31 protein-coding genes are annotated in these 21,902 nt (G+C 27.0%); 5 read left to right on the top strand and 26 right to left on the bottom strand.

The window, feature by feature from the left end:
• Positions 1 to 140: 140 nt before the first annotated feature.
• On the top strand, positions 141 to 1,472 hold the full coding sequence (gene priL, locus ACA134_RS04375) for a DNA primase large subunit PriL (RefSeq protein WP_409200963.1): 1,332 nt from the start codon (positions 141 to 143) through the stop codon (positions 1,470 to 1,472).
• A gap of 23 nt (positions 1,473 to 1,495) precedes the next feature.
• Here priL and ACA134_RS04370 read toward each other — a convergent pair whose 3' ends face one another.
• Together ACA134_RS04370 and ACA134_RS04365 are read right to left on the bottom strand one after the other, a co-directional pair.
• Positions 1,496 to 1,999 carry a hypothetical protein gene (locus tag ACA134_RS04370; RefSeq protein WP_409200962.1) on the bottom strand — a complete coding sequence of 168 codons (504 nt, stop codon included), beginning with the start codon at positions 1,997 to 1,999 and terminating at the stop codon, positions 1,496 to 1,498.
• 55 nt (positions 2,000 to 2,054) lie between these two features.
• Positions 2,055 to 3,005, bottom strand: coding sequence for a zinc-ribbon domain-containing protein (locus tag ACA134_RS04365; protein WP_409200961.1), 951 nt, complete (start codon positions 3,003 to 3,005; stop codon positions 2,055 to 2,057).
• 87 nt (positions 3,006 to 3,092) lie between these two features.
• Here ACA134_RS04365 and cobM point away from each other — a divergent pair, with 87 nt between their 5' ends.
• On the top strand, positions 3,093 to 3,845 hold the full coding sequence (gene cobM / locus ACA134_RS04360) for a precorrin-4 C(11)-methyltransferase (RefSeq protein ID WP_409200960.1): 753 nt from the start codon (positions 3,093 to 3,095) through the stop codon (positions 3,843 to 3,845).
• Between the two features lie 2 nt (positions 3,846 to 3,847).
• Here cobM and ACA134_RS04355 read toward each other — a convergent pair whose 3' ends face one another.
• Positions 3,848 to 4,267 (bottom strand): RNA-binding protein, encoded by a 420-nt coding sequence (locus ACA134_RS04355; RefSeq protein WP_409200959.1) that lies wholly within the window; start codon positions 4,265 to 4,267, stop codon positions 3,848 to 3,850.
• A gap of 38 nt (positions 4,268 to 4,305) precedes the next feature.
• A complete protein-coding gene (locus tag ACA134_RS04350; RefSeq protein ID WP_409200958.1) occupies positions 4,306 to 4,857 on the bottom strand; it encodes a 50S ribosomal protein L15e in 552 nt (183 codons plus the stop codon).
• 403 nt (positions 4,858 to 5,260) lie between these two features.
• On the opposite strand from ACA134_RS04350, the gene ACA134_RS04345 reads away from it, so the two are divergent.
• The 3 genes from ACA134_RS04345 (at position 5,261) to ACA134_RS04335 (ending at position 6,333) form a co-directional block, all read left to right on the top strand.
• A complete protein-coding gene (locus ACA134_RS04345; RefSeq protein ID WP_409200957.1) occupies positions 5,261 to 5,611 on the top strand; it encodes an ADP-ribosyltransferase in 351 nt (116 codons plus the stop codon).
• The gene (locus ACA134_RS04340) at positions 5,572 to 5,946 is read left to right on the top strand and encodes an ADP-ribosyltransferase (protein WP_409200956.1); all 375 of its coding nucleotides are present in this window, start codon (positions 5,572 to 5,574) and stop codon (positions 5,944 to 5,946) included. The genes ACA134_RS04345 and ACA134_RS04340 overlap by 40 nt, the downstream gene beginning before the upstream one ends.
• A 72-nt stretch (positions 5,947 to 6,018) precedes the next feature.
• Positions 6,019 to 6,333, top strand: coding sequence for a hypothetical protein (locus ACA134_RS04335; protein WP_409200955.1), 315 nt, complete (start codon positions 6,019 to 6,021; stop codon positions 6,331 to 6,333).
• Positions 6,334 to 6,358: 25 nt separating this feature from the next.
• Here ACA134_RS04335 and ACA134_RS04330 read toward each other — a convergent pair whose 3' ends face one another.
• From ACA134_RS04330 to ACA134_RS04225, 22 genes are all read right to left on the bottom strand, one after another.
• A complete protein-coding gene (locus tag ACA134_RS04330; RefSeq protein ID WP_409200954.1) occupies positions 6,359 to 7,561 on the bottom strand; it encodes a glycosyltransferase in 1,203 nt (400 codons plus the stop codon).
• Positions 7,562 to 7,570: 9 nt separating this feature from the next.
• Positions 7,571 to 8,566: an NAD-dependent epimerase/dehydratase family protein gene (locus tag ACA134_RS04325; protein WP_409200953.1), complete on the bottom strand. Its 996-nt coding sequence runs from the start codon at positions 8,564 to 8,566 to the stop codon at positions 7,571 to 7,573.
• A gap of 12 nt (positions 8,567 to 8,578) precedes the next feature.
• Complete coding sequence (locus ACA134_RS04320) at positions 8,579 to 9,214, bottom strand: HPP family protein (RefSeq protein ID WP_409200952.1); 636 nt, start codon at positions 9,212 to 9,214, stop codon at positions 8,579 to 8,581.
• Positions 9,204 to 10,043: a 4Fe-4S binding protein gene (locus ACA134_RS04315; RefSeq protein WP_409200951.1), complete on the bottom strand. Its 840-nt coding sequence runs from the start codon at positions 10,041 to 10,043 to the stop codon at positions 9,204 to 9,206. Before ACA134_RS04315 ends, ACA134_RS04320 begins: the two co-directional genes overlap by 11 nt.
• 69 nt (positions 10,044 to 10,112) lie before the next feature.
• On the bottom strand, positions 10,113 to 11,090 hold the full coding sequence (locus ACA134_RS04310; protein WP_409200950.1) for a carbohydrate kinase family protein: 978 nt from the start codon (positions 11,088 to 11,090) through the stop codon (positions 10,113 to 10,115).
• Between the two features lie 4 nt (positions 11,091 to 11,094).
• Positions 11,095 to 11,982 carry a formylmethanofuran--tetrahydromethanopterin N-formyltransferase gene (locus ACA134_RS04305; RefSeq protein WP_409200949.1) on the bottom strand — a complete coding sequence of 296 codons (888 nt, stop codon included), beginning with the start codon at positions 11,980 to 11,982 and terminating at the stop codon, positions 11,095 to 11,097.
• 9 nt (positions 11,983 to 11,991) lie between these two features.
• Positions 11,992 to 13,050, bottom strand: coding sequence for a hypothetical protein (locus ACA134_RS04300; protein ID WP_409200948.1), 1,059 nt, complete (start codon positions 13,048 to 13,050; stop codon positions 11,992 to 11,994).
• 4 nt (positions 13,051 to 13,054) lie between these two features.
• Positions 13,055 to 14,419 (bottom strand): 4Fe-4S binding protein, encoded by a 1,365-nt coding sequence (locus ACA134_RS04295; protein ID WP_409200947.1) that lies wholly within the window; start codon positions 14,417 to 14,419, stop codon positions 13,055 to 13,057.
• Between the two features lie 24 nt (positions 14,420 to 14,443).
• On the bottom strand, positions 14,444 to 15,460 hold the full coding sequence (locus ACA134_RS04290; protein WP_409200946.1) for a 4Fe-4S binding protein: 1,017 nt from the start codon (positions 15,458 to 15,460) through the stop codon (positions 14,444 to 14,446).
• A 3-nt stretch (positions 15,461 to 15,463) separates the two neighbouring features.
• A complete protein-coding gene (locus ACA134_RS04285; RefSeq protein WP_409200945.1) occupies positions 15,464 to 16,588 on the bottom strand; it encodes a nickel-dependent hydrogenase large subunit in 1,125 nt (374 codons plus the stop codon).
• Positions 16,585 to 17,034 carry an NADH-quinone oxidoreductase subunit B family protein gene (locus tag ACA134_RS04280; RefSeq protein WP_409200944.1) on the bottom strand — a complete coding sequence of 150 codons (450 nt, stop codon included), beginning with the start codon at positions 17,032 to 17,034 and terminating at the stop codon, positions 16,585 to 16,587. The genes ACA134_RS04285 and ACA134_RS04280 overlap by 4 nt, the downstream gene beginning before the upstream one ends.
• A 62-nt stretch (positions 17,035 to 17,096) precedes the next feature.
• Positions 17,097 to 17,480 (bottom strand): DUF1959 family protein, encoded by a 384-nt coding sequence (locus tag ACA134_RS04275; protein ID WP_409200943.1) that lies wholly within the window; start codon positions 17,478 to 17,480, stop codon positions 17,097 to 17,099.
• A gap of 10 nt (positions 17,481 to 17,490) precedes the next feature.
• Complete coding sequence (locus ACA134_RS04270; protein WP_409200942.1) at positions 17,491 to 17,793, bottom strand: energy-converting hydrogenase subunit EhaL family protein; 303 nt, start codon at positions 17,791 to 17,793, stop codon at positions 17,491 to 17,493.
• 8 nt (positions 17,794 to 17,801) lie between these two features.
• Positions 17,802 to 18,059, bottom strand: a complete 258-nt coding sequence (locus ACA134_RS04265; protein ID WP_409200941.1) for a hypothetical protein — start codon at positions 18,057 to 18,059, stop codon at positions 17,802 to 17,804.
• The gene (locus tag ACA134_RS04260) at positions 18,056 to 18,916 is read right to left on the bottom strand and encodes a respiratory chain complex I subunit 1 family protein (RefSeq protein ID WP_409200940.1); all 861 of its coding nucleotides are present in this window, start codon (positions 18,914 to 18,916) and stop codon (positions 18,056 to 18,058) included. Before ACA134_RS04260 ends, ACA134_RS04265 begins: the two co-directional genes overlap by 4 nt.
• Positions 18,917 to 18,930: 14 nt before the next feature.
• On the bottom strand, positions 18,931 to 19,146 hold the full coding sequence (locus ACA134_RS04255) for a DUF788 domain-containing protein (protein ID WP_409200939.1): 216 nt from the start codon (positions 19,144 to 19,146) through the stop codon (positions 18,931 to 18,933).
• A 9-nt stretch (positions 19,147 to 19,155) separates the two neighbouring features.
• Positions 19,156 to 19,836: a hypothetical protein gene (locus ACA134_RS04250; protein ID WP_409200938.1), complete on the bottom strand. Its 681-nt coding sequence runs from the start codon at positions 19,834 to 19,836 to the stop codon at positions 19,156 to 19,158.
• Positions 19,837 to 19,850: 14 nt separating this feature from the next.
• The gene (locus ACA134_RS04245) at positions 19,851 to 20,534 is read right to left on the bottom strand and encodes an EhaG family protein (protein ID WP_409200937.1); all 684 of its coding nucleotides are present in this window, start codon (positions 20,532 to 20,534) and stop codon (positions 19,851 to 19,853) included.
• Entirely contained in the window at positions 20,534 to 21,121 is a 588-nt protein-coding gene (locus tag ACA134_RS04240; RefSeq protein ID WP_409200936.1) for an EhaF family protein, read from the bottom strand. The genes ACA134_RS04245 and ACA134_RS04240 overlap by 1 nt, the downstream gene beginning before the upstream one ends.
• A complete protein-coding gene (locus ACA134_RS04235) occupies positions 21,118 to 21,378 on the bottom strand; it encodes an EhaE family protein (protein WP_409200935.1) in 261 nt (86 codons plus the stop codon). The genes ACA134_RS04240 and ACA134_RS04235 overlap by 4 nt, the downstream gene beginning before the upstream one ends.
• Positions 21,378 to 21,641, bottom strand: a complete 264-nt coding sequence (locus ACA134_RS04230) for a DUF2108 domain-containing protein (RefSeq protein ID WP_409200934.1) — start codon at positions 21,639 to 21,641, stop codon at positions 21,378 to 21,380. Before ACA134_RS04230 ends, ACA134_RS04235 begins: the two co-directional genes overlap by 1 nt.
• A 9-nt stretch (positions 21,642 to 21,650) precedes the next feature.
• Complete coding sequence (locus ACA134_RS04225; RefSeq protein ID WP_409200933.1) at positions 21,651 to 21,902, bottom strand: DUF2109 family protein; 252 nt, start codon at positions 21,900 to 21,902, stop codon at positions 21,651 to 21,653.

Raw genomic sequence — 21,902 nt, 5'->3', positions numbered from 1 at the left:
ATGAAACATTAAAAAAAAATAAACACTTATTATAATATATAAAATATGAAATAAAAATAAAAATTTTAATTATTGGACACTCTCAAATTAAAATTAAATTAATCTAAAAATTTTTATTAAATAAAAAACAATTAAATAATATGTTTAAAGTCTCATTTATAAATCCATTATCTAGTGAATCTCAAGAAATAGTTAGAGAAAAAGGAAATTTAGATAATGTTTTCAAAGAAAATGAGGATTTAATTAATACTATTTTTAAAATACCTAGTCAAAAGATTTCAGATGAAACTTTAATTCCAAAAAATCTTGGCCAATTAGCTATTAAAAGAATTAAATGGTATATTGAGCGAAAATATAATAAAAACTTTAATCTTTCTGATTATGAATATTTATTATCTCCTGAAATTACAGATTATGATGTTTTAGTTTTTCATTTACTTTCACAAGCAATAGCTATGAAATTTAATTTAACTTCAAGAGAAACACGTTTATTTATTGAATCAGAAGCTACTTTAGTTGAAGAAAGGTTAGCTAAAATACCTCCAAGTTCAAGAGGAGAAATTTTAGATAAATCTTTAAGTGAGCTGACTGATAATGTAGATATCAATTGGAAATCATTAAAAGATTTAATAGCTAGTAAAAAATTATCTTTAACAGAAATTGTAATTGATAATGGAGAAATTGTTTTAGAAAAAGAAGACTTTTTAGAAAAATTTGGTGATGAGTTTAAAGATAGATCACCAGATCGAATGTATGAGATTTTAATTGGAGATAAGGTAAAGGAACTTATATTATCTAGAATTATTATGCAACGCACTGAAGATTATATTAAAAAAATTAAAGATATGTCTTATGCTGTTGAAATTCATCCCTCAATTGAAAAAATAGGTGAAAATCTCGCTCAAATGATTCCAGAAGAAATAAATAGCTATAGTTCATTTTATGGATCTGGTGGTGGAGGTCTTTTAGGTTCTATGAAAATAGGTAAATTAATTAGAGAAGCTTTTCCACCATGCATATCTAATACTATGAATGGAGTTTCATCTGGAGGGCGTAATGATGCTATTGTTCTACTTTTAACATCTTTCCTATCTTATGCAAGATTATATCCTCAAATTTTTGCATCAGATGAAGTTATGAAAATTTCTGATATTGATAAAAATTTATCTATTACACAAAATGAGATTTTACCTTTAATATATGAAGCAGCAGATAACTGTTCTCCTCCATTATTTAGTGATCAACCTCAAGAAAAGTTAAATATTATTTCAAAACTTGGATTCGGTCTTAATGATGAAGTTCATATTGAAAATGAAGGAGATACAATATGGTATACTCCAATGAGTTGTGAGAAGATTAAAATACACTTACCTCAATTATGTAGGCCTGATAAAGATTGTAAAAATATTAATAATCCATTATCATGTTATGCGAGAAAAAGAAGCAAAATAAAAGAAGATAATGAAGAATAAAATTTATTTAAAAAAGTTGAAGGTTAATAATCAAAATAACCTTCAGAATCTTGAATAATATCTTGATATTGAGTTACAATACCACTTTCCCATTTATTATAATTAAAATATTCATCTTCTTCAAAAATATCAGCTAGCAGTGATATTTTCCTTTCATCCTCATCAATTCCTTCTTCTGTGCAAAAATGAGAAATAATATCTGGAGTATATTCAGATGGGTCATCACCTTTAAATTCTAAATATTTTTCATATTCTTCTTTTGAAAATAATGCTTCAGCCTTAATTGGATCTTCTCCAGATTCAATAGCATAAAGTTCTACAAAATGATAATTTTTTGAAGGTAATTGATTAACTTCCACCCCATAGCCAGATATAGCTCCATTTTCAAGGTCTAATATTGTATATCCGCTTCGCTCACAGGGACTCCATTTTTCATACGCATATTTAACAATATTTTTTGGACTTAAATTGGTTAATATAGTTTTAAGCTCTTCAATATCAATAAATTCCTTTTCATCTTCTACCATCTTTTCACCTAATTAATATATTTGTTTTTTAAACTATAATAAATTTACTTGAAAATTAAAATCCATCAATATCTGCATTAGCTAATTTATTATAAGAATCATCATTTAAATTTCCATTTGCATGTAAAATAGCAAGCATCTGTAATAATGATTCCTGAACTGATACATCATTAACTTGACCATGATTTGATAAAACTAAAGGAGTTACAGAAGGTATTCCCTGAATATTTGCTTCATCTTCAATAGCTCCATCATAACTAATACCTGCAACCATATAAGTCATAGTATCTTGATTAATATAACTATTCATTTCTGTGGCCAGTAAATAACTTTCATAACAAGGAGCTTGTGAACACATGATTGTAGTTTTACCTGGATTTTTTCCAGGTTCAGTTCCATGAAAATCCCCTAAAGCAGAAACATTATTTATTTTAGCAAAATTTAAAATATCATTAGAAATAGTTCCTGGTTCATCTGCAACTGTATTTAAATTTATACCATTAGATAATTTAGTATTAGCTGCTACAGCACTAGGAGATGCAAAAGGAATTACATAAACTGTTCCAGAAATTTTACGTCCTGAAAGATAGTCAATAATTTGCATACTAGCTACTTGAGAAGATAGCTGATCACCATGAACACCTGCTACAATTAAAGTAACAGGAGGAGTACCATCACCAATTTTAAAAACTGGAATTCCACTACCTGCTAAGTTGATCATTTGACCTACATTATCAGAATCTGGAATATTACTAGCTAGTGCAGGATTATTATAAATATTTCCAGAATCTTTTTGATTTAAATAACTTATTTCAACAGGAGATACATCAAAATAAATAATATAAGCTAAAGATGCCCCTGCAATAATTACAATAACTAATGTTATAATAGCTATAACTTTAAAGATAGAATTAGAGTTTTTACTTTCACTTAATTCATTTCCACATTTTTGACAAAACTTAGAATTACTACTATTATCACTACCACATTCACTACACTTTTTCATAAAATTAATTATTAAATTACTCTTTTAAATATTTATTTTAAATAAGATAATATCACATATAAATATAAAAAGTAATTTTGTGATATGATGAGTTCAAAAGTAATTTTTATTGGAGCAGGCCCAGGAGATCCTGAATTATTAACAGTAAAAGGTCAAAAAGTAATTGAAAAAGCAGATGTGATAATTTATGCTGGTTCACTCGTTAATAAACAAGTTTTAGATAGTAGAAAAAAAGATTGTGAAGTATATAATAGTGCATCACTTAATTTAAATGAAATTATTGATATAATTAAAAAAGCTATTAAAGAAAATAAACTTGTTGCAAGAGTACACACAGGAGATCCTTCAATATACGGAGCTATTGGAGAGCAAATTAGAGAACTTAAAAAATTAGATATTGAATATGAAATAATACCTGGTGTAAGCTCAGTATTTGGAACTGCATCAGTTTTAGAAGCAGAGCTAACATTACCTGAAATATCACAAACAGTAATTATAACTCGCCCAGAAGGTAGAACTCCAAAACCTCCAAAAGAAAGTTTAAAAAGCCTAGCAAGTCATGATGCAACAATGTGTATATTTTTAGGAATTGGAATGATTGAAAAAGTTGCAAATGAATTGATGGAAGAATACTCAGAAGACACACCAGTAGCTGTTGTTAAAAAGGCAACATGGCCAGATCAACTAATTATTAGAGGAACTTTAAAAGATATTGCATCAAAAGTAAAAGAAAATAATATAACAAAAACAGCTATGATTATTGTAGGAGATGTACTAGATCCAGGAGATTTTACACCTTCAAAACTATATGATAAAGATTTTAAGCACGAATATAGATAAATTTAATCTAATTCTTCTTTTATTTTTTTAATAGCTATTTCTTTTTTTGCAGGATAAGCTGCAATTTTAACTTTTAGATGAATGCAATTACCTGAATCTACAATAGTCCATTTTTCATCTATTGCATCTTCAATATCAAATCTTAAAAATAAGTTTCCATGTTCATCCATTTTTTTATCTAAATCTAAAATAAGTTTATTTAATTGATCTTTATCTAAATTTTTTAATGATTTAAAAAATTCTTTAGTATATCTTTTCTTATCAACTAAACCAGTTAAAATAGTAATATCATCTTCAAAAATTCCTTCAGCATCTTCTTTTTGAATAATAGCTTCAGGTAAAATATTTAAAAGAGCTTGAGATAAATCATCCTCATTTTCATTATTATAAACGAAAATTCGAAATCTAATATTATGTATCATAAAAATGTTAAAAAAAAAAAGTAAAAAAGTAAAAGGAGTTACTTTCTTCTAGCTTGTTCACTACCTTTACCTTTAAATCTGAGTCCACGACCTTTTGTTCCTGCACTAGTTAAGCCTCTTAAAGCTCTGTTAGTATGTTTATTAGAACAAATCCAGTTAATTTTCTTATCATTAATGATAGAAGGGCTTTGTGGATCAACTAAGATAACTTCATAAAATTTAAATTTACCATCAGACCATACCCAATATGAGTTTAAAACTTCTAAATTAGGATATCTTTTAGCAACACGTTCTTCAGCTATTCTTTGGATTGATTTTGCTGGAGTAATTTTATTTACACCCATTCTTTTAGGTCTACGACCTGCTGTAAAACGAGACTTTCTTCTTCCACCACGTCTTACTCTTGTTCTTACAACAATAAATCCTTTTTTAGCTCTGTAACCTAAAGTTCTTGCACGATCGATTCTAGTAGGTCTATCGATTCTTTGAATAACTTTTTCTCTTCTCCATTTAGGAGCTCTTTCCCACATGAGATCTCTTACATAAGATTCATCTGGATTTTTCCATGCATTTTTAATATATTTATACAAATTTACACCTCTTGTTCAGCTTAAAGCCACATCCAAGGGATTATTATCCCTAAAAGAGTATTTTTAAAAATAATCGTTAAAAATAGTTAATAAGATAACGATAATTAAATATTAGTCATATCTACTTATAAAGGTTATTATTTTAATAAAATAGCTATGGTTTCATAATTAGTTAATTGATTAAAATACTATTTTTTTTATGATTAATATTTTTATTGTTTTTATTTTAATTAATTGTAATTGTTTTAAATTAATGTTTTAATAATTAATAATTGTTTTTTGTTATAACTAAGCATTTTAAATAGTTTTAAATATTAAATACAATTGTTAATATCTTTAAAATGCATTGTAGAAATTTAATCTAATATCAATTCCAACAAAATATTGAGAGCTGAAAATTATAATGGCATCTAATATGAAAAATATCATATCCCATATAAAAAATACATCAAAGAAAATTAAAAATAGATTAACAAATAAACAACCTGCTAAGATGATTATTGATGGTAAAACAATTTATGGAGTTGGAGAAAATTTTAAAGATAGAAATAATTTTAAAAACAAATATGGAATATCTAAAAATAATTTAAGTAAAAAAGAATATGATTTTATTAAAATATATACTGGTGAAGGTTATTCTCCTTTAAATGAATATCTTAGAAAAAAGATTAAAAAAATATTTATGAATATAAATGGAATAAAGCATCTCAACTATTGTTTGGAGAAGTTACTGTTAGTTTCGATGAAGCATTAATCCTAAGAAAAACTATATTTGATAAAGCTATTACTTTAGAAAAAGATTTAGTTGTTATAAGAAGAGAAAAAACTGTTGCATTAACAAAATATAGTGAAAATGAAATTTATACTTCCGATAGTTTATTATCAGTTAGCATATCTAAAAATCTAGATGAAAACAAGTATGGTAAAAATCTAAATTTTATTAAACTTCCTAAAGGTACAAAAATATTATATATAGAAGAAATATCTTCAGCTATGGAAGAATTTGAAATTTTACTTGAAAGTGGAACAAGATTAAAAAAAATAAAAGAAAAAAGAAAAAATTTATATTATTGGGTATTTGTAGAGTAAAAAAGAATATTTATAATTTATTAAAAATAAAATATAATATAACAAAAAGATTTTAAAGGAGGACTATAATTTATGGTAATATATTTAAAACCTAATAATGAATTTATTAAAAATTTATCTGAAGATCAAATAAATAAATTAATACATTTAAAAGAACCTATTCCTAATAGGCTTGAAAATATGCTTACTGAAAATATTCCTGATTTTAGAAATAATAGATCTTTTAATATGTCTGCTAAATCTACAAGACTTCAACAAGCAGAAAGAGGCGATACTTTAAATATGAGTATTGAAGAATCTTCTGATTATACTGCAAACCTTGCCTTTGAATTTCTTAAGAAACACCCTGAATTTAAGCCTATGATTGAAGAAGTTGTTGAAATATAATATCAACTACCTTATTTTTTAAATATTAATAATTATCAATTAATTTATTTAATGTAGATTCAAATTTATCAGTAATTAAATTCCAATCATTATGCTTAACATATTCTCTTCCTGAACTTGAAATCCCATCATAGCTATTATTATCTAAAATACTAGATACTTTATCTAATACTTCATCTGCACTTTGGACATATTCAACACCATTATTATATCCAAATTCTTTTGAAATACCTGGAAGTTCTGTAGCTATTACTACTTTTTTCATAGCTAAGTATTCATATAATTTAATTGGTACAATATCTTGCATAATTTCTTCATCAATATATGCAGGTAAAAGACAAAAATCAGCAGAAGCTAAATATTCAGGAATTTTTGAATAAGGTTGTTTTCCAGTTAAAATTAACTGATTATATAGGTTATATTTTTCTTGTATTTTAAGAAGTTCATCATATGAGTCTCCATCTCCTACAATTAAAATTTTAATATTAGGATATTTTTCCTTATTTTCTCCTAATTTAATAGCTAATTCTTTCATGCCTGAGAAATCATAAATCCAACCCATAAAAAAAAGTATAATATCATCATCATTAAAATTACATTCTTTTTTAATGTTATCACAATTTAAATCTGGATTAAATTCTTTTAAATCAATGCCTGCATCAATTTTAAGAGTTTTATCAGTAGTTGAACCCATTTTTATAGCAAATTCAGATAGTTTATCATTAATTGTTAAAACTAAATCTGCATTTTTAATAGTTCTTTTATTTAGTTGTTCTCCTAAAGGTTGAAAAGCTTTCTCTGGTATTAATGCATATAAAACATCAATAATATAAAATACAAAAGGAATATTATGTTTTTTAGCTAGTCTTGATGCTGTATAAGCATTCATTATACCTAATGATAAAATAACATCTGGTTTAAATTTATTAATTTGCTTTTCAATTTCTTTTTTATGAGTAAAATAAAGTGAAGCATAATTCAAACCAGTAATTTTAATAAAACCTGGTCTTATAACTTCAATATTAGCACTATCATCTACTTTAGAAACTCCTTCATAAATTTCACTATGATAAATAAAACCATTAGATTCTTTATCTTTTGGCCAATCAATAGGATAATCTATAACAACAACTTCATGTCCTTTAATAGCCATTCTATCCATTAGATGATGCTGTTGGTGAGGATTTCTCTCTAACCAATCAGACTCTTGAACAAGTAATATCTTCATTTAAATCAATTAAAATTCAGCTGAGACTTCAATATCTTCCCAATTAGTAGAAAACCATTTATATGTTTTTTGAAGACCATCATCAAATGAAACTGTAGGTTTATAATTTAAAATATCTTTAGCTTTATCAATTGAAGATAATAATTTTGTTTTTGCATCCCAATTTCTACGAGCTGCATAAGCTATTCCTTCTGTGTTACCTGTTAAAGCATTAACTTTATTTGCCATATCAATAACTTTATGATCTTTACTTGAACCTAAATTAATAGCTTCTCCAATAGCTCGCTCTTCAATTCCCATAGCTACAAGACCATTTACAATATCTCCAACAAATGTCCAATCCCTTGTTTCAGATCCATCACCTGTAATTGGTAATGCTTGATTAGTCATAGACCAGTAAAAAAAGTTAGGTATGACATTTCTATATCTTCCTGGAACTTCACCAGGTCCAAAAACATTAAAAAATCTTGCATTTACAATAGGCATATCATATAAATTATTAAAATAATTAGTATAAAGCTCTCCTAAAAGTTTTGTAACTTGATAAGGAGTATGAAGAGAAATAGAAATATCATGTTCTTCAAAAGGCATTTTTGAATCAAGACCATATACACCACAACCAGAAGATGAATAAACAAATCTTTCAACACCAGTAAGTTGAGCATATTGAAGTACTTTTAAAATACCAATACCATTAACCATTAAATCTTTCTCAGGATTATCAACACTGTTTTGATTTGCAAAATGAGCTGCAAGGTGGAATACGTAATCAGGATTAGCTTTAAAAACTCTTTTTAAAACTCTATCATCTAAAATATCCCCTTCAATAAATTCAATATTTTCACCTTTAGGAATATTCCATTTATATGCAGAAGATAAATTATCTAAAATAATAACTTTCTCTGCATTCATTTCAGCAAGTTTACGTGATAAATTACTTCCAACGCAACCTGCACCACCAGTTACAACAATTGTTTTATCTTCATATTCAGTATAATCTTTCATATAATCCCTTAATTATTTTCTAGCTCTTCCTATTTTACGTGCAATAACTAATTCTCCCACAGCTATTAATCCTGCAAAGAATTTTTCAAGACCACCAGTAGCCCAAATAGCTTCACCAAATGTAGAATTTCTAATATTATGTTCATATTGTTCAGGAGTTATTTTAACACCTGTAGTTCTTCTTGATACAACTGCGGATGCTTCCATTAGTTCATTCCAAGTGACACCTTTTAATTGTTCTTCCATTGCTTCATAAATTTTAGATATTTTAATATCATATAAAGCAGATAAAAGTTCGACAATATCACAAGACCTTATAATTCCAACAACAACATTATCATCATTTACAACAGGTAATGTAACAAATTTAGTTTTGGAAGTTTCAATTACAGCTAATCTAGCAGGATCATTTTCATTAATTATAGAAATATCAGTTAAAGGAGTCATAATCTCAGAAATTTTTTCATTATTTTCTCTAAGTCCTTTAGTAATTTCAAAGGAAGTTATCCATGCTATTAATCTTTTATTTTCATCTAAAACCGGACAAGTAAATTTACGAACTTCTTCCATGATTTTAGAAACTTCTTTTACATTATCATCAGGATTTACATATACAAAATCCTTATCCATTAATTCTTTAGCTTTCATCAAATTCCTCCTTATCCAAATCAACAATTTTTAATGCACCAACAGGACATCTATCTGAGCAAGTGTTACACCTTATACATTTATCCCTATCAATTATAACTTTACCATCTTTTAATTTAATGGCTTCAACAGGACAATTATCCTCACATAAATAACAGTTTACACAGATATCTTGATTAAGAATTAATTCTTTAGTATTTATAATTGGTCCAGTAAATCTTTCAAGGTCAATTATATCTTCAGGACATAAATTAGCACAAGATCCACAACCAATACATATTTTTTTATTAATAGTTGGATATAGCTTTTCATCATCCAACACAATATCATCATCCAAATCTTTAAAAAATGAAGTAGGTTTTAGTGTAATAGCTCCAGTTGGACAATATTCCGTGCAATGTCCACAACTAGTACATCCTTTTAACTCAATAGAAATATCTCTAAGCCTAATAGTTCTATGAGGAATATTTTTTTTATTTAAAAAATAATCAATTCCTATTTCTTTTTGATTTGGTTCAATAATTGAAGAAGCATTAATTGAGTTAATACATGAAATTGGGCATGATTGAACACAAATTTCACATTTGACACAATTATCTTTAATATTAGCTTGTTTAAAAATATTTGAAGGATCGATTGCATCTACAGGACATACTTCATAACATAAATTACATCTAACACAAATTGGTGAAATAGATATAGTATTGTCTTTAGAATTAAATGATTCTACTTCAAATTTAAAATCCTCAATATCATCATCTAAATCAGCAGATTTTAAAAGAACTTCCCTTTCAAGTTTTTTCATCTGTTTTTTAAATGATACCTTCATATTTTATACAACCTATAAAAAATTTTTTAATATAATATTAATTTTATTATTAATGATTAATAAATTTAGTTAATTGATTTCAGTTTCAAATTCTTTTAATTCATCTAAACTAGGAAAACCTTCCATTCCAACAGATTGAACAGATTTTGAAGCAACCCAATTTCCAATGATACAGGACTTTGAAAGTGAAAATCCTTTAATATAAGAATATAAAAATCCTGAATTAAAAGAATCTCCTGCACCAGTCGTATCAATAGGCTTAACTTTAAAAGATTTTACATTAGATACATCATTTTTATTTAATGCAAATACACCATCAATACCTTTTTTAACTACAACAGTATCAATTCCTAATTTTAAAATGTGACGAGCCATATCACTAATAGTTATAGAATCATTATCTTCTACATTTGCTTTTTCCCTGTAATATTCTTCATAAAACAATCGAAATTCAGTTTCATTAGTTAAAAGAATATTAGTGCGTTTTAAAATTTTCATTAATTCATTAATACCTCGTCTTGCATAAATCATACCTGGATCAAAACTTAAAATGATGTCATCATTTAACTTATCAATTAAATCATTTTGTGCTTTAAAAGAATCTCCAACAAAAGAGGAAAAATGCATAATTTTAGTAGCATTTACATTATCCATATTAATTTCATCAATTATTATATCATCATTTACACCAGGATCTACATATAAAGCTCGTTCACCCTCAGTATCAACAAAATCAAAAACTTTACCAGTACTACCTGTTTCTGAGTAGATTAAATTATTAGAAAATACTTCATTATAAGCTAAATTTAATTCAATAACTTCACCATCATCATCTTCAGCTATTTTACCTATAAATGAAGTTTTAAGACCCAATCTAGATAATCCGATAATAGTGTTGGCTGCAGATCCTCCAGGGCTATTTTTCTTAGATTTAATAAAGCTTTCTTCATCATGATCAGCTATTTTATCTACAAAATAAAATTTATCAAGATTTAAAGCTCCAAAACCAATAACATCAACATTTACTTCATTAGATAAAAATTCCATAAAATCACCTTAAAATATCTAATAATTTATATGTTTTATCTCCAAGTTTTCCTTCAAAATTTCCTGCAGATATAATTTTAACTCCATCAATATCACAAATTGCATCAATAGATGATTTAACAGCTTTTTTCATTGAATCTTCATCAATTGCATTTATAACAATTTCAGGAATATATTTAATTCCTTCTGGAACTTTTGAGATATTTCCTAATTTATCTTTTAGTGAAGGGCAATAATAATGATTTGTAGATGGACCAATCCAAGGATAATTGGTTTCAGGTTTAGAAGCAGCTGAACAAATTCCAAAAGGAGCACAAGTTCCCTCAACAGTCAATATTTCTTCAATAGCTATTTTACCAGCATTTAATACAGCTTCTTCACTATCACACATATACCAAAAATTAGCACCCATAATCCCTTCAGAATAAGCTAATTTTTCTTCGATTTGAAAATCTGGAACAGCTATTGGAACATCAATCATAGTTTTATTAAATTCATTAACTTTCCATTCATAACCATCACCACAATTTCCGACTTGTTTTTCCATACCAATAAATCCTTCAGGATTATCATTATAATTAAAAACACGAGTAAAAGGTTTAACTAAAATATCTTGTCTAATCCTATAAGATAATTCTAATTCAAATTTTTCTAAATCATCACTACCAAACCAATATTGAACAATTGCACCATCTCTGCCATCAGGAGTTTGATTTTTATCTAAAAATCCCTCAACACCCCCTTCAACTCTACCAATAACAGCACCAGGAGTTGAAGTTGAATCATATGCAGCTTGTTTAACAATTTCTTTATTTGGACCAGTAATGATAGCTCTTACATATCTTCCTTTAAAAGCTTCAAAAAATGTATCTTCTACTTTATCATAATTCATTATAAAAACCTAACCTAAATTTCCAATATCATCGCCTCTAACATTTTTTCTCATTTCAATGCTACTCTCTAAAAGATCTTGGCGATTTTCATTTGTAATTACTTCAATTATTGGATATCTTTTATCATAAAATTTTTCAAAAAATATTTTAGAAACAAATGCATTATTTTTATATTTTTCAAATAATGATTCCATGTCATCTGTAATATTATATTCCTCAATAAATTTTAATACATGTTCTTTACCATAAGTTGAGAAAATATGTGCAATAACACCAGTAATTACCCCATTAGGAGAAATTATAGCAATTTCTGCTGCATCTAAAGCAAATTCATTTCCATTAAAAGAAATTGACAAACCATCATTTTCTTTGACAAATCTTAATGGATCAGCATCAGTTATACTATCTCCAATATAGAATAGCTGGTTTGGTTCAACATCCTCTATTTTAATTATTTTATCTACTGCAAGTTGTTTTCCACTTCCACCTACAGTAACTATTTTAGAATAATTCTCATAAAAATTCATTTTTGGAAATTCTTCAAAAAATATTTTATCTAATTTATCAATATCTTCAGACTTTTTCAAATCAGCTTTTAGAATAATTTCTTTAAATTTTTTAATTTTTTTGGTATCTTCTTCATTTAAAATAATTTCATCCATATCTATAAATGTATAAAATGTGTTTTCAAATGAAAAATCAAAATAATCACATACAGCTTCAATATATTGGCCATAACTTGTACTAACTATATAAGAATTCATGAACTTTTTAATATATTGAAATGAATTTTTAGTACAATTAAATTCTAAAATATTTTTTTTTGAAAAATTAATTAAATCTTGATTTGTTAAATTTTCTGCTTTTAAAAAAGGAATAATAAATTTTAATGTATTGCCAGCATTATATCCTTCTTTTTTAACTACATCAACTAAATAATCATCATATGCACTTAAAATTTTAAATAATTTATCTCCATCTGAAATAAAATTATCACATAACTCAAATGCATTATCATTTAAGGTTAATGGACCTTCACAATCTGTAATAAAAATTTTTCTAGACATTTTATCATCTCAATAAATCAACATTAATGTTAATAGCATCAACAGGACAAATCAATTCGCAATTTCTACAATAAATACATAAATTTTCACTGAAGTCTATTTTATTATTTTTTAACTTTAATGCTTTAGTAGGACATGTATTTACACAAATACCACATTTTTGACATTTAGTATTTGAAATATTGAATTTTCCTTCTCGTTCATCATGAATATATTTTCTACAATAAAATATTTCATTATCTCTATTTTGGTAAAAATCATCATATAATTCAATTGCATCAACAGGACAAGTAGCTACACATCTACCACAATGAATACAATCTTCATTAATAATGAGATTTGATGGTAATTCTAATTTTAAAGCATCGACAGGACAAGTTTCCAAACATGCACCGCATCCAATACATAAATCATCATTAACTTTAATAACACTATCAATTAAATAAGAATCAAATAAATCTTCTAGTTTTCCAATAGCTATATCATTACCAATAATTAAATTTAAATCCTTTTTAATTTTATTTGTAACATTAAATTCCGTGTCTTTATGAATATCTTCTTCATCAAATTTCGAAGACAAATAATTAGCAATATTTATATAAATATTATCTAATTTAGATAAATCTTTAGATAATAATTCCATATCTTTATCTGAAATTTCTGAGACAATTTTTAAAGATTTAATTTCACTATAGTTTGAATAAGCATCATCATGAGAAGTATAATCAATAGCTGTAGCTGGACAGGAATGCATACATTCTTCACATTTTGCACAATATGCAGGATTAATATAAGGTAATTTATTAGTTTTATTTACTTCAATAGCTCCTTCCGCGGGACAAATCCTAGAACAAGTCATACATCCAATACATTTGTCTGGATCAATTGTTATAAGTTCTCCTTCATCATTAGCTCTTGGGCGAATAGGACCATATTTAATTGCATCAGTTGGACATTCTCTAAAACAGTAGCCACAACTAACACATTTATCTTCATCAATTTCACTATAAGCTTCACCATCCGAAGTAGATTTTAAATGAATAGCTCCAATTTTACATGCATTAACACAAGCTCCACATGCTTTACATAGTTTTGTATTAATTTTAGGAATATTCTCCTTAATTGGTGGAGATAACTTGGTTTTCATAGAAATTGCATCATAAGGACAAGAATTTCTACAAAGAACACAACCAAAACAAGTATTTTTAATTTTAGTTTTAGAAGTTTTAGAATCTATATAAACTGCATCAATTGGACAAGAATTAAGACAAGGTTTCTCTTTACAATTTTTACATTTGTTTTGATCAATTTCATAATCAACCTCTACATCTCTTAAAGGTTTTGCAGTTTCTATAGAACCATTTTCCATTTTCTCACGTTTATTAATTATTAACTATTCTAAAAGTCTTGAAGAAATTTGAATAATATATTCCTCATTTTCATCATTATTTATTGAAAATTTAGAAATGAAATATTTTATAACTCCAAATGGACATGTTTGATAACAAATACTACATCTTAAACATTTATTAGAATCTCTAACAATTGTATCTTCCTCATCATCAAAAGATATAGCTCCAGTTGGACATTCATTAACACATAATTGGCATTTTTTACAAAGGTCACTATCCCAATCAATAATTCTTATTTTTAATCTATTTACAGCATTGAATATAATATCTTGTGCAATCTTCTCATCTGGAATTATTTTTAATGCCATATTTAAAAGATTATTTAATGGATATTCAAAAACAGCTATTCCATCACTTGGAAGAGCTCTTAATTGTTCCCCTTGGCTTTCTACATATTCTTCTAAAGTTTTAACAACAAGGGAAATTATTTGTTTTTGACCTTCCAAATTATCAATATAAAGACATTTCATTGCACCATTAACAGGACAAACATCCAAACATTTACCACAATAAATACATTTGTGTTTATCAACAAAGACATTTCCATCAACAACAGATATTGCATCAACAGGACATTCTTTAATACATTTTTTACATTTAATACATAAAAAATCATCAACAACAAATTCTTTTTTAGTTGGAACAATATTAAATTCTGGTAAAATTAAGTGATTTTCACCACATAATAATGTTTTAGGATCAGTTGGACAAACTTCAGCACAAAATCCACATCTTATACATGCACTTTTATTTATTACAGGAAATGTAATACCTTGTTTATCTTGATCATCAGTATCTCTAATAAGTTTTATAGCATTTGGAGAAGGACATGCTGCAGTACAAGCACCACATGCAATACATAATTCTTTTTTTACCTCAGGAAAATCTCTAAATCTACTTGGTTTTTCTACTATATCTTCTTTTGATTTAGCATCTGTAAAACCTTCAATCCATGCTCTTCTTGCAAAATCATATAAATACCACATTAAAGATGCCATAGCTTATACAACCTCATAAAAATCTTTAATTTGAGAATTACCCTTTTCATCCACAATAGCTACACGTTCAGCACATGCAATGCAAGGATCGGCTGATGCATAAGTTGAAATTGCATCAGAAACAGTTTCTACATTTTTAAGCATATATTTAGCACATGAATCAATATTCATTATACTAGGAGTTCTAACAGAAATATGTTTAATTAAATGAGAGCTAGTTTCAGTAATATATGTAACTTCTCCACGTGGAGCTTCATTTCTCCATTCAGAATAGCCTGATTTAATATCAGATATTGTTCTAACATCTCCTTTTGGAATATTTTCAATAGCTTGTTTGATTAAACTAATTGATTGAGGAATTTCATCGAATCTATTCATAGTACGAGCATAATTATCTCCTTCTTTTCTATGAATAACTTTAAAATCAAAATGATCTTGATAAATGTGATGGTCTTCTCTTAAATCATGTTTTAAGCCCGAAGCTCTACCGATTGGACCTACTGCTCTACCATCAATAGCTTCTTTTTTAGTCATTAAACCAACATTTTTTGAACGAAGAGCTACAAAAGGTCCTTCAGAGAATAATTCAGAAGTAGTTTGAAGTCTTTCATCTAATACAGCAATATTTTTTAAGATAGCATCAAAATGAGATTGATCAGCATCCATTCTAACACCGCCTACAACATTCCAACCCATATTAACCCTATTACCAGTTAATAATTCAATAGAATCCATTACATATTCCCTTAAATCTAGAGAATGCATAAATAATGTTTCATGATCTAGTGTTTTAAAAAATGTTGAATTAGCTAAAAGATGGCTTTGAATTCTATCTAATTCATTTGTTATAACTCTTAAATAATGAGCTCTTAGTGGAACATCAATTTCTGAAATTTGCTCTAATGTTTCTGCAAATGTTTGAGTATGTTCATAAGAACAAATTCCACAAATTCTCTCACATAAATAAATAGCTTTTTGCCATGTTTTTCCTTCGATTATTTTTTCAATTCCTCTGTGAACATAACCATAATCGATTTCTGCTTTAACAACCTTTTCTCCTTCTGTTTCAAGTTTAAGTCTTAAAGGTTCTTTGAGTCCTGGATGAATAGGACCAATTGGAAAAATCATTTTTGAGCCCTCCCTTTAGCTGCAAGTGCACCTGGTGCTACAGTTAAAATAGCTTCTAAAATTTCATTAGGTCTTGGAGGACATCCTGGAATTTCGGCATCTACAGGTACAAAATCTGAAGCAGGAGCATGTACTTTTCCTCCTTCTTGATTAAAAACATCACCTGATTGAGGACAATTACCTACAGCAACAACAATTTTAGGTTCAGGAGTTTTAGTATAAATTCTCCTTAAATTATCAATCCATTGATCTGTAACTGCACCAGTAAGTAATAAAACATCAGCTTCTCTTGGATTATTGTGTACATAAATTCCATATTGTTCTAAATCATATCTTGGAGATAATAATGCGACTAGTTCAACATCACAACCATTACATCCTCCACAATTTACTATACAAACATGAATAGAACTTTTTCTGACAATATCCTTTAATCCATCTAGCATTTTATGCCTCTCAATCTTCTCATTATATAGATATTATTAATATAATAAATAATATTTTCTACTTACAAATTCTTTAAAAAATTAAAAAGTTTTTCTCTTCCTTCTTTTAAAACTTCATTATATTCTTTTCCAGCATTAATTTCATTAACTAAATTTAATTTAAGATTATCAGAATCTTTTTTTGAAATAAGATTTAATGTATCTTCTATCCAACATAGATTTAAATCTATATGAAGTCTTTTTAATAAACATTTAACTGTAGCAGTTTCATAAGTTGCAAAAGTATTAGAAAGTGATGACATATCCATATCTTTAAATAAAACATTTTCAATTTCTTCTGTTGTAACATTAAAATCTTCAGATAATGGCACTATAACATCTCTTTTCCATGCATAGCTATCTAATATCCTATTTTTCATCATTTTAAGCTTTTCATTTTTATCCACTTTTATCACATCAGAAAATAAAATTATTTATAATATAAATTAAAATTGCAATTAATAAACCAATAAAAGTTTCTTTTCTACCATATCCAGGACGCATTCCTAAAATTAAGGCAATTAAAAATATACCAATAGAAACTAAATAAAAGTTGGAATAAAAATTAATAAATAAAACCCAACCTACAATAGAAATTATCAAAGATACAATATCGATACCATTAATAATATAAGGTTCACTATGCTTTTTATAGCTAAATAATAATCCAACTATGGATCCAATAATAAATACCAATATATAAATTAAAAATTCTAACATAATAACACCTAAAATGGTTTATAAACTAATATAAATGAACTTACTATAATTATTAAGGTCACAATAAACATGATTTTTTCTATATTTTCAATAAAATGTGAAAGATTCTTTTTATATGCCAATAATATGAAAATTATAAGAATTATTCCAATTAATAATAGTGGAAGAACAAACTGAGCATTTAAAAATCCAACAGTTCCAGCAATAATAGCTATTCCTAAAGCTACTAATGAAATTAAAAATATTATATCTTTTTCATTATTCATAATATCAACATTATAATTGTTCCAATAATACATATAACTGCTATAGTAATTTGAAGCATAACAGAATGGTTTGGATTAAGTAAAGGAGTAGTTGCATTAATAAATGCAGTAATAATTGTAATTAAAATCATACCAATTAAATAATAAATTGCAGATAATGGTCCAAAGAATACAGTTAAAAATATCCAAAGTAATAAATACCAAGCAATAGACTCAGAAAACATTGTAAATCCTCTTAAAAATCCAAAATGTTCTGTTTCAAAACCTGAAATTAATTCTTTACCTTTTGTAATAGCAAAAGGAGAATAAGGAGATTTTGTTAAAATTAAAACAAAAAACATTAAAGCTGCAAGAGGTATTTGATAAAATAATGGTCCATTAACTACTTGAAAACTTATAATTTCTGAAATATTTAAAGTTCCTGTTTTAAAGAATATTAAAGCTATAACTGCAAATAATGGAAGTTCAGAAGATGCAGAAAAAACTGCTCTTACACAACTCATTTTACCATAAGGAGAACCAGATGATGAACCCATATTATGTTCTACAATTTTATAAACTGCATATATAGCAAAAATAATTAGTAAAGAACCTTGAGTAACAGGTCCAATGATAACACCAGTAATCCAAGCACCAGCTAAAATACATACAATAGCTATATAAAAAACTGGGGATGCAGTTTTTGGAAGTGCAGATTCTTTAAAGAAAAATTTCAATGAATGTAGGAAGTATTGAATAATTGGAGGGCCTGGCCTAAGCTGAATACGAGCCATGACTTTCCTATGTAATCCTAAAAGAAGACTTCCACCTAAAAAGGATATGAAAACATTGATTAAAATATTAGCCATCAAATTCATTGTATCATAAAAGATTAATAACCAATAAATGGTTCTTCATCTCTTTCCTCCTTCTCATCTTCAATAGGTTTAGCCATAGTTAAAACTCCAAATGAAGCAATAAACAAAGGTATAAATACAATAGCTATAGCATATACAATCCAACTAGGAGGATTAAATATTAACGCATATAAAATTGCTAAGATAGATATAACTAGCAATAGATATGAAATTATTTTGATTCTATTCATTTTTACACCTTAAATAACTTTTATAATAATTAATAATATTTCAATAGCTCTGATAATTACAAATAAAGAGCTTAAATGGATAATAACAATAAATGGAGATCCTGCAGTTCTAAACATTTCTGCTTTTGTAGCAAAAAATGGAGCAACACCTGATTCCCCCATAATACCAATTAACAATAAAATAGCTCCAAAAATCATCATTGGACTTGTGGTCGTTAAATTAGCTAATTCAAATAAACTTAAAGTACCAGTTGATGCAAGTATAATAGCTGCACCACCAAATAAAGGTAAGCTACACATCATAGCTATAAGACCATATTGATATGCTGCATTTAATACACTGGTTTGTTTAACAGCAGATACAATACCAATATTTACAATACCAATTAAAGCCATAAACAAAGTAAAGTTAAATAAATCCCCAGTAATCATAGCTCCTGTTGTAGCAATACCACAAATAATTGATAAAAATCTACGTTGTTTAAATTCAGATAAACCTACAGATACTTTTTTATCTTCAAGTGAACCAAATGAAGCTTCAACTTGTGTTTCTGTTTTACTAATGCTTATTAAAAATGTGAATAATAGCATTACAACAGCCATAAACAAGTGAAAAGGAGTTAAATATAATACAATATCCCCTAAAGGAATAACTCCAAATAAATCTCCGCCAAGGTTTGCAATATCCATTTTAATTCCTCACACTATTCCCTATTAAATTCTTCTCTCATTAAAATTCCAATTAAACCTAATTTAGATGCAACTTTTAACAATAATCCACAAGCTGCAAGTAATAAACTTAAAAGCCATAAATTAGGAGCTATGAAAAACAATGAAAATCCTATAATCCATAAACACCAAGATATACCTGATACTCCACTAAGAGAATCAAATACTACAATAGGCAATCCTCTTGATTTTCTTGTAATTACATATAAAAGAATTCCTCCACCTGCTACAGCTCCACCAGTAAATCCAGTTAAAAGAATTCCCATAGTTATTAAAGCTAAAGGTAAAAAATTAGAAGCAGTAGTCATAATTTCCATATCTAATACTAAAGGTAATGGAAATAGTGATGTATTAGGTTTTGGATTTCTTTTTTCAATTTTATGCATTTCTCTTGAAATTAAAATCTCAGAAATAGCTAAAATTTCAGCAAGTTCTACAACTAAACCAGGTAAGATTAAAGCTTCAGCTAAATCAGTCCCCACAGCACCAACAATAGCAAGCATTGCAAGACCAACAATATCTGTTAAAATTAAAATATGTATATCTCTTTTTTCCATTGCAATAGCTAAAAGACCAATAAATCCTACAACAAGCCCAGTATAAATTGCAGGTAAATACATTGAAATAAAAATTGATGGAACAAATTCAGGGACAAACATTAATCATCACCTTTATTTAATGTATTTTTCCATTTATTAGATTCAATTTCACTAGCCACAGTATTAGATTCATCAATAGCTTTTTTAAAACCTTTTTTTATATTTTTTGTTTCATTTTTTCTATTCATTGTAAAATTAATAGCTAACCATGAAGCAATTACAAAAGACATCATTAATATAGATGATTCTAAAATTGTATCAAAACCACGAGTGTAATATAATACTTCATCAATTAAACCACCCGGAGATGAATAAACTAAAGTTCCAAAATATGGAGATAAATCAGATATCAAATTAGGAATTGGAGATATATACGAAGTTATCATCCCTAGATATGGAGTAGTTGCAGGATATTGAGATTTAATTTCCCCTGGTGTTTTTAAAATCTCTCCACCACGTTCATAAGGAGCTAAACTTAATCCTTCATCTACTTGAGATTGAGGAGCAGGTCTTGGATATAATTGATCAGGATTTAACTCCATAGGTATTAAAAAACCAGCTATGAGACATGCTCCTAAAATAATAGCAAATAATCTTGGAACATTTTTAGGATTTGCTAAGCTATTCCATAAATCTCCAATTTTCATACATCTGCCCCCATTTCTTCAAGGCGAGTAATAGCTCTAAATAAAATTAAAGTAATTACAATAGTAGTAGCCATTAATGTTAAAAGAGCTAACATATGATTATAAGATAATAAAATTAAAGAAATTCCAATAGAAGCTACTTCAGTATTTAAAGTTCTAATTACAGGATCACGAACATTAGGACCCCATGCAGTAGCAATACTTCCAACAATAGCTAAGAAGATTCCTAAATAAAAGAATATATCAATTTCAATCATTAGTTATCCTCCTTAGGAATTTGTTTACTTCTAATTTCATTAATTTTTATAATAGGCAATAATAGTACAATTACAGATAAAGGTCCCAATAGTGCAATTATTAATGCAACATCTAAATATTTAAACTGTACAATAGCTAAAAAAAGCCCTCCTTCCATTATAGAAAACATTATTATTTTATCTAAAGGTTTTGAAAGTAAAATTACTCCAAAAGCCCCAATAAGTAATAAAAGAACTGAAACTATTGTCATTATAAATTCCATTATTAACACCTATTTTTCAACCAATATTTCGTCATTTAATCTATTTAAACTATAAGCAATAGCATTAGTACTTATAGTGGAACAAATAAAGAAAGTTGCAGCTATTATAAGAGCAAATGGAGTATTAATATACAATGCAATAATTGCTGATATTCCAAAATCTATAACATTAAGATATAGTAATCTTTCAGACCTATTTTTAGTTATTAATGCTCTTAAGGCCATTATTACAATAATAAAGCCGATAATCTCCAAATACAT

Source organism: Methanobrevibacter sp. DSM 116169, assembly GCF_046197865.1.
In the GTDB taxonomy this organism is placed as follows: Archaea; Methanobacteriota; Methanobacteria; order Methanobacteriales; family Methanobacteriaceae; genus JAHKLT01.
Note: the sequence above shows the minus strand (reverse complement) of the source record. Positions and strands in the feature narration are given on the sequence as shown.

Excerpts from the sequence above, each read along its gene's own strand:
- ACA134_RS04345 (WP_409200957.1), top strand. The coding sequence starts at position 5,261 with ATGGCATCTAATATGAAAAATATCATATCCCATATAAAAAATACATCA.
- ACA134_RS04325 (WP_409200953.1), bottom strand. The coding sequence starts at position 8,566 with ATGAAAGATTATACTGAATATGAAGATAAAACAATTGTTGTAACTGGT.
- ACA134_RS04370 (WP_409200962.1), bottom strand. The coding sequence starts at position 1,999 with ATGGTAGAAGATGAAAAGGAATTTATTGATATTGAAGAGCTTAAAACT.
- ACA134_RS04225 (WP_409200933.1), bottom strand. The coding sequence starts at position 21,902 with ATGTATTTGGAGATTATCGGCTTTATTATTGTAATAATGGCCTTAAGA.
- ACA134_RS04295 (WP_409200947.1), bottom strand. The coding sequence starts at position 14,419 with ATGGAAAATGGTTCTATAGAAACTGCAAAACCTTTAAGAGATGTAGAG.
- ACA134_RS04270 (WP_409200942.1), bottom strand. The coding sequence starts at position 17,793 with ATGTTAGAATTTTTAATTTATATATTGGTATTTATTATTGGATCCATA.
- ACA134_RS04290 (WP_409200946.1), bottom strand. The coding sequence starts at position 15,460 with ATGGCATCTTTAATGTGGTATTTATATGATTTTGCAAGAAGAGCATGG.
- ACA134_RS04285 (WP_409200945.1), bottom strand. The coding sequence starts at position 16,588 with ATGATTTTTCCAATTGGTCCTATTCATCCAGGACTCAAAGAACCTTTA.
- ACA134_RS04230 (WP_409200934.1), bottom strand. The coding sequence starts at position 21,641 with ATGGAATTTATAATGACAATAGTTTCAGTTCTTTTATTACTTATTGGG.
- ACA134_RS04240 (WP_409200936.1), bottom strand. The coding sequence starts at position 21,121 with ATGAAAATTGGAGATTTATGGAATAGCTTAGCAAATCCTAAAAATGTT.
- ACA134_RS04320 (WP_409200952.1), bottom strand. The coding sequence starts at position 9,214 with ATGAAAGCTAAAGAATTAATGGATAAGGATTTTGTATATGTAAATCCT.
- ACA134_RS04265 (WP_409200941.1), bottom strand. The coding sequence starts at position 18,059 with ATGAATAATGAAAAAGATATAATATTTTTAATTTCATTAGTAGCTTTA.
- ACA134_RS04235 (WP_409200935.1), bottom strand. The coding sequence starts at position 21,378 with ATGATTGAAATTGATATATTCTTTTATTTAGGAATCTTCTTAGCTATT.
- ACA134_RS04280 (WP_409200944.1), bottom strand. The coding sequence starts at position 17,034 with ATGCTAGATGGATTAAAGGATATTGTCAGAAAAAGTTCTATTCATGTT.
- ACA134_RS04355 (WP_409200959.1), bottom strand. The coding sequence starts at position 4,267 with ATGATACATAATATTAGATTTCGAATTTTCGTTTATAATAATGAAAAT.
- ACA134_RS04255 (WP_409200939.1), bottom strand. The coding sequence starts at position 19,146 with ATGAATAGAATCAAAATAATTTCATATCTATTGCTAGTTATATCTATC.
- priL (WP_409200963.1), top strand. The coding sequence starts at position 141 with ATGTTTAAAGTCTCATTTATAAATCCATTATCTAGTGAATCTCAAGAA.
- ACA134_RS04300 (WP_409200948.1), bottom strand. The coding sequence starts at position 13,050 with ATGTCTAGAAAAATTTTTATTACAGATTGTGAAGGTCCATTAACCTTA.
- ACA134_RS04365 (WP_409200961.1), bottom strand. The coding sequence starts at position 3,005 with ATGAAAAAGTGTAGTGAATGTGGTAGTGATAATAGTAGTAATTCTAAG.
- ACA134_RS04310 (WP_409200950.1), bottom strand. The coding sequence starts at position 11,090 with ATGGAATTTTTATCTAATGAAGTAAATGTTGATGTTATTGGTTTTGGA.
- ACA134_RS04245 (WP_409200937.1), bottom strand. The coding sequence starts at position 20,534 with ATGTTTGTCCCTGAATTTGTTCCATCAATTTTTATTTCAATGTATTTA.
- cobM (WP_409200960.1), top strand. The coding sequence starts at position 3,093 with ATGAGTTCAAAAGTAATTTTTATTGGAGCAGGCCCAGGAGATCCTGAA.
- ACA134_RS04260 (WP_409200940.1), bottom strand. The coding sequence starts at position 18,916 with ATGAATTTGATGGCTAATATTTTAATCAATGTTTTCATATCCTTTTTA.
- ACA134_RS04335 (WP_409200955.1), top strand. The coding sequence starts at position 6,019 with ATGGTAATATATTTAAAACCTAATAATGAATTTATTAAAAATTTATCT.
- ACA134_RS04250 (WP_409200938.1), bottom strand. The coding sequence starts at position 19,836 with ATGGATATTGCAAACCTTGGCGGAGATTTATTTGGAGTTATTCCTTTA.
- ACA134_RS04330 (WP_409200954.1), bottom strand. The coding sequence starts at position 7,561 with ATGAAGATATTACTTGTTCAAGAGTCTGATTGGTTAGAGAGAAATCCT.
- ACA134_RS04315 (WP_409200951.1), bottom strand. The coding sequence starts at position 10,043 with ATGAAGGTATCATTTAAAAAACAGATGAAAAAACTTGAAAGGGAAGTT.
- ACA134_RS04305 (WP_409200949.1), bottom strand. The coding sequence starts at position 11,982 with ATGAATTATGATAAAGTAGAAGATACATTTTTTGAAGCTTTTAAAGGA.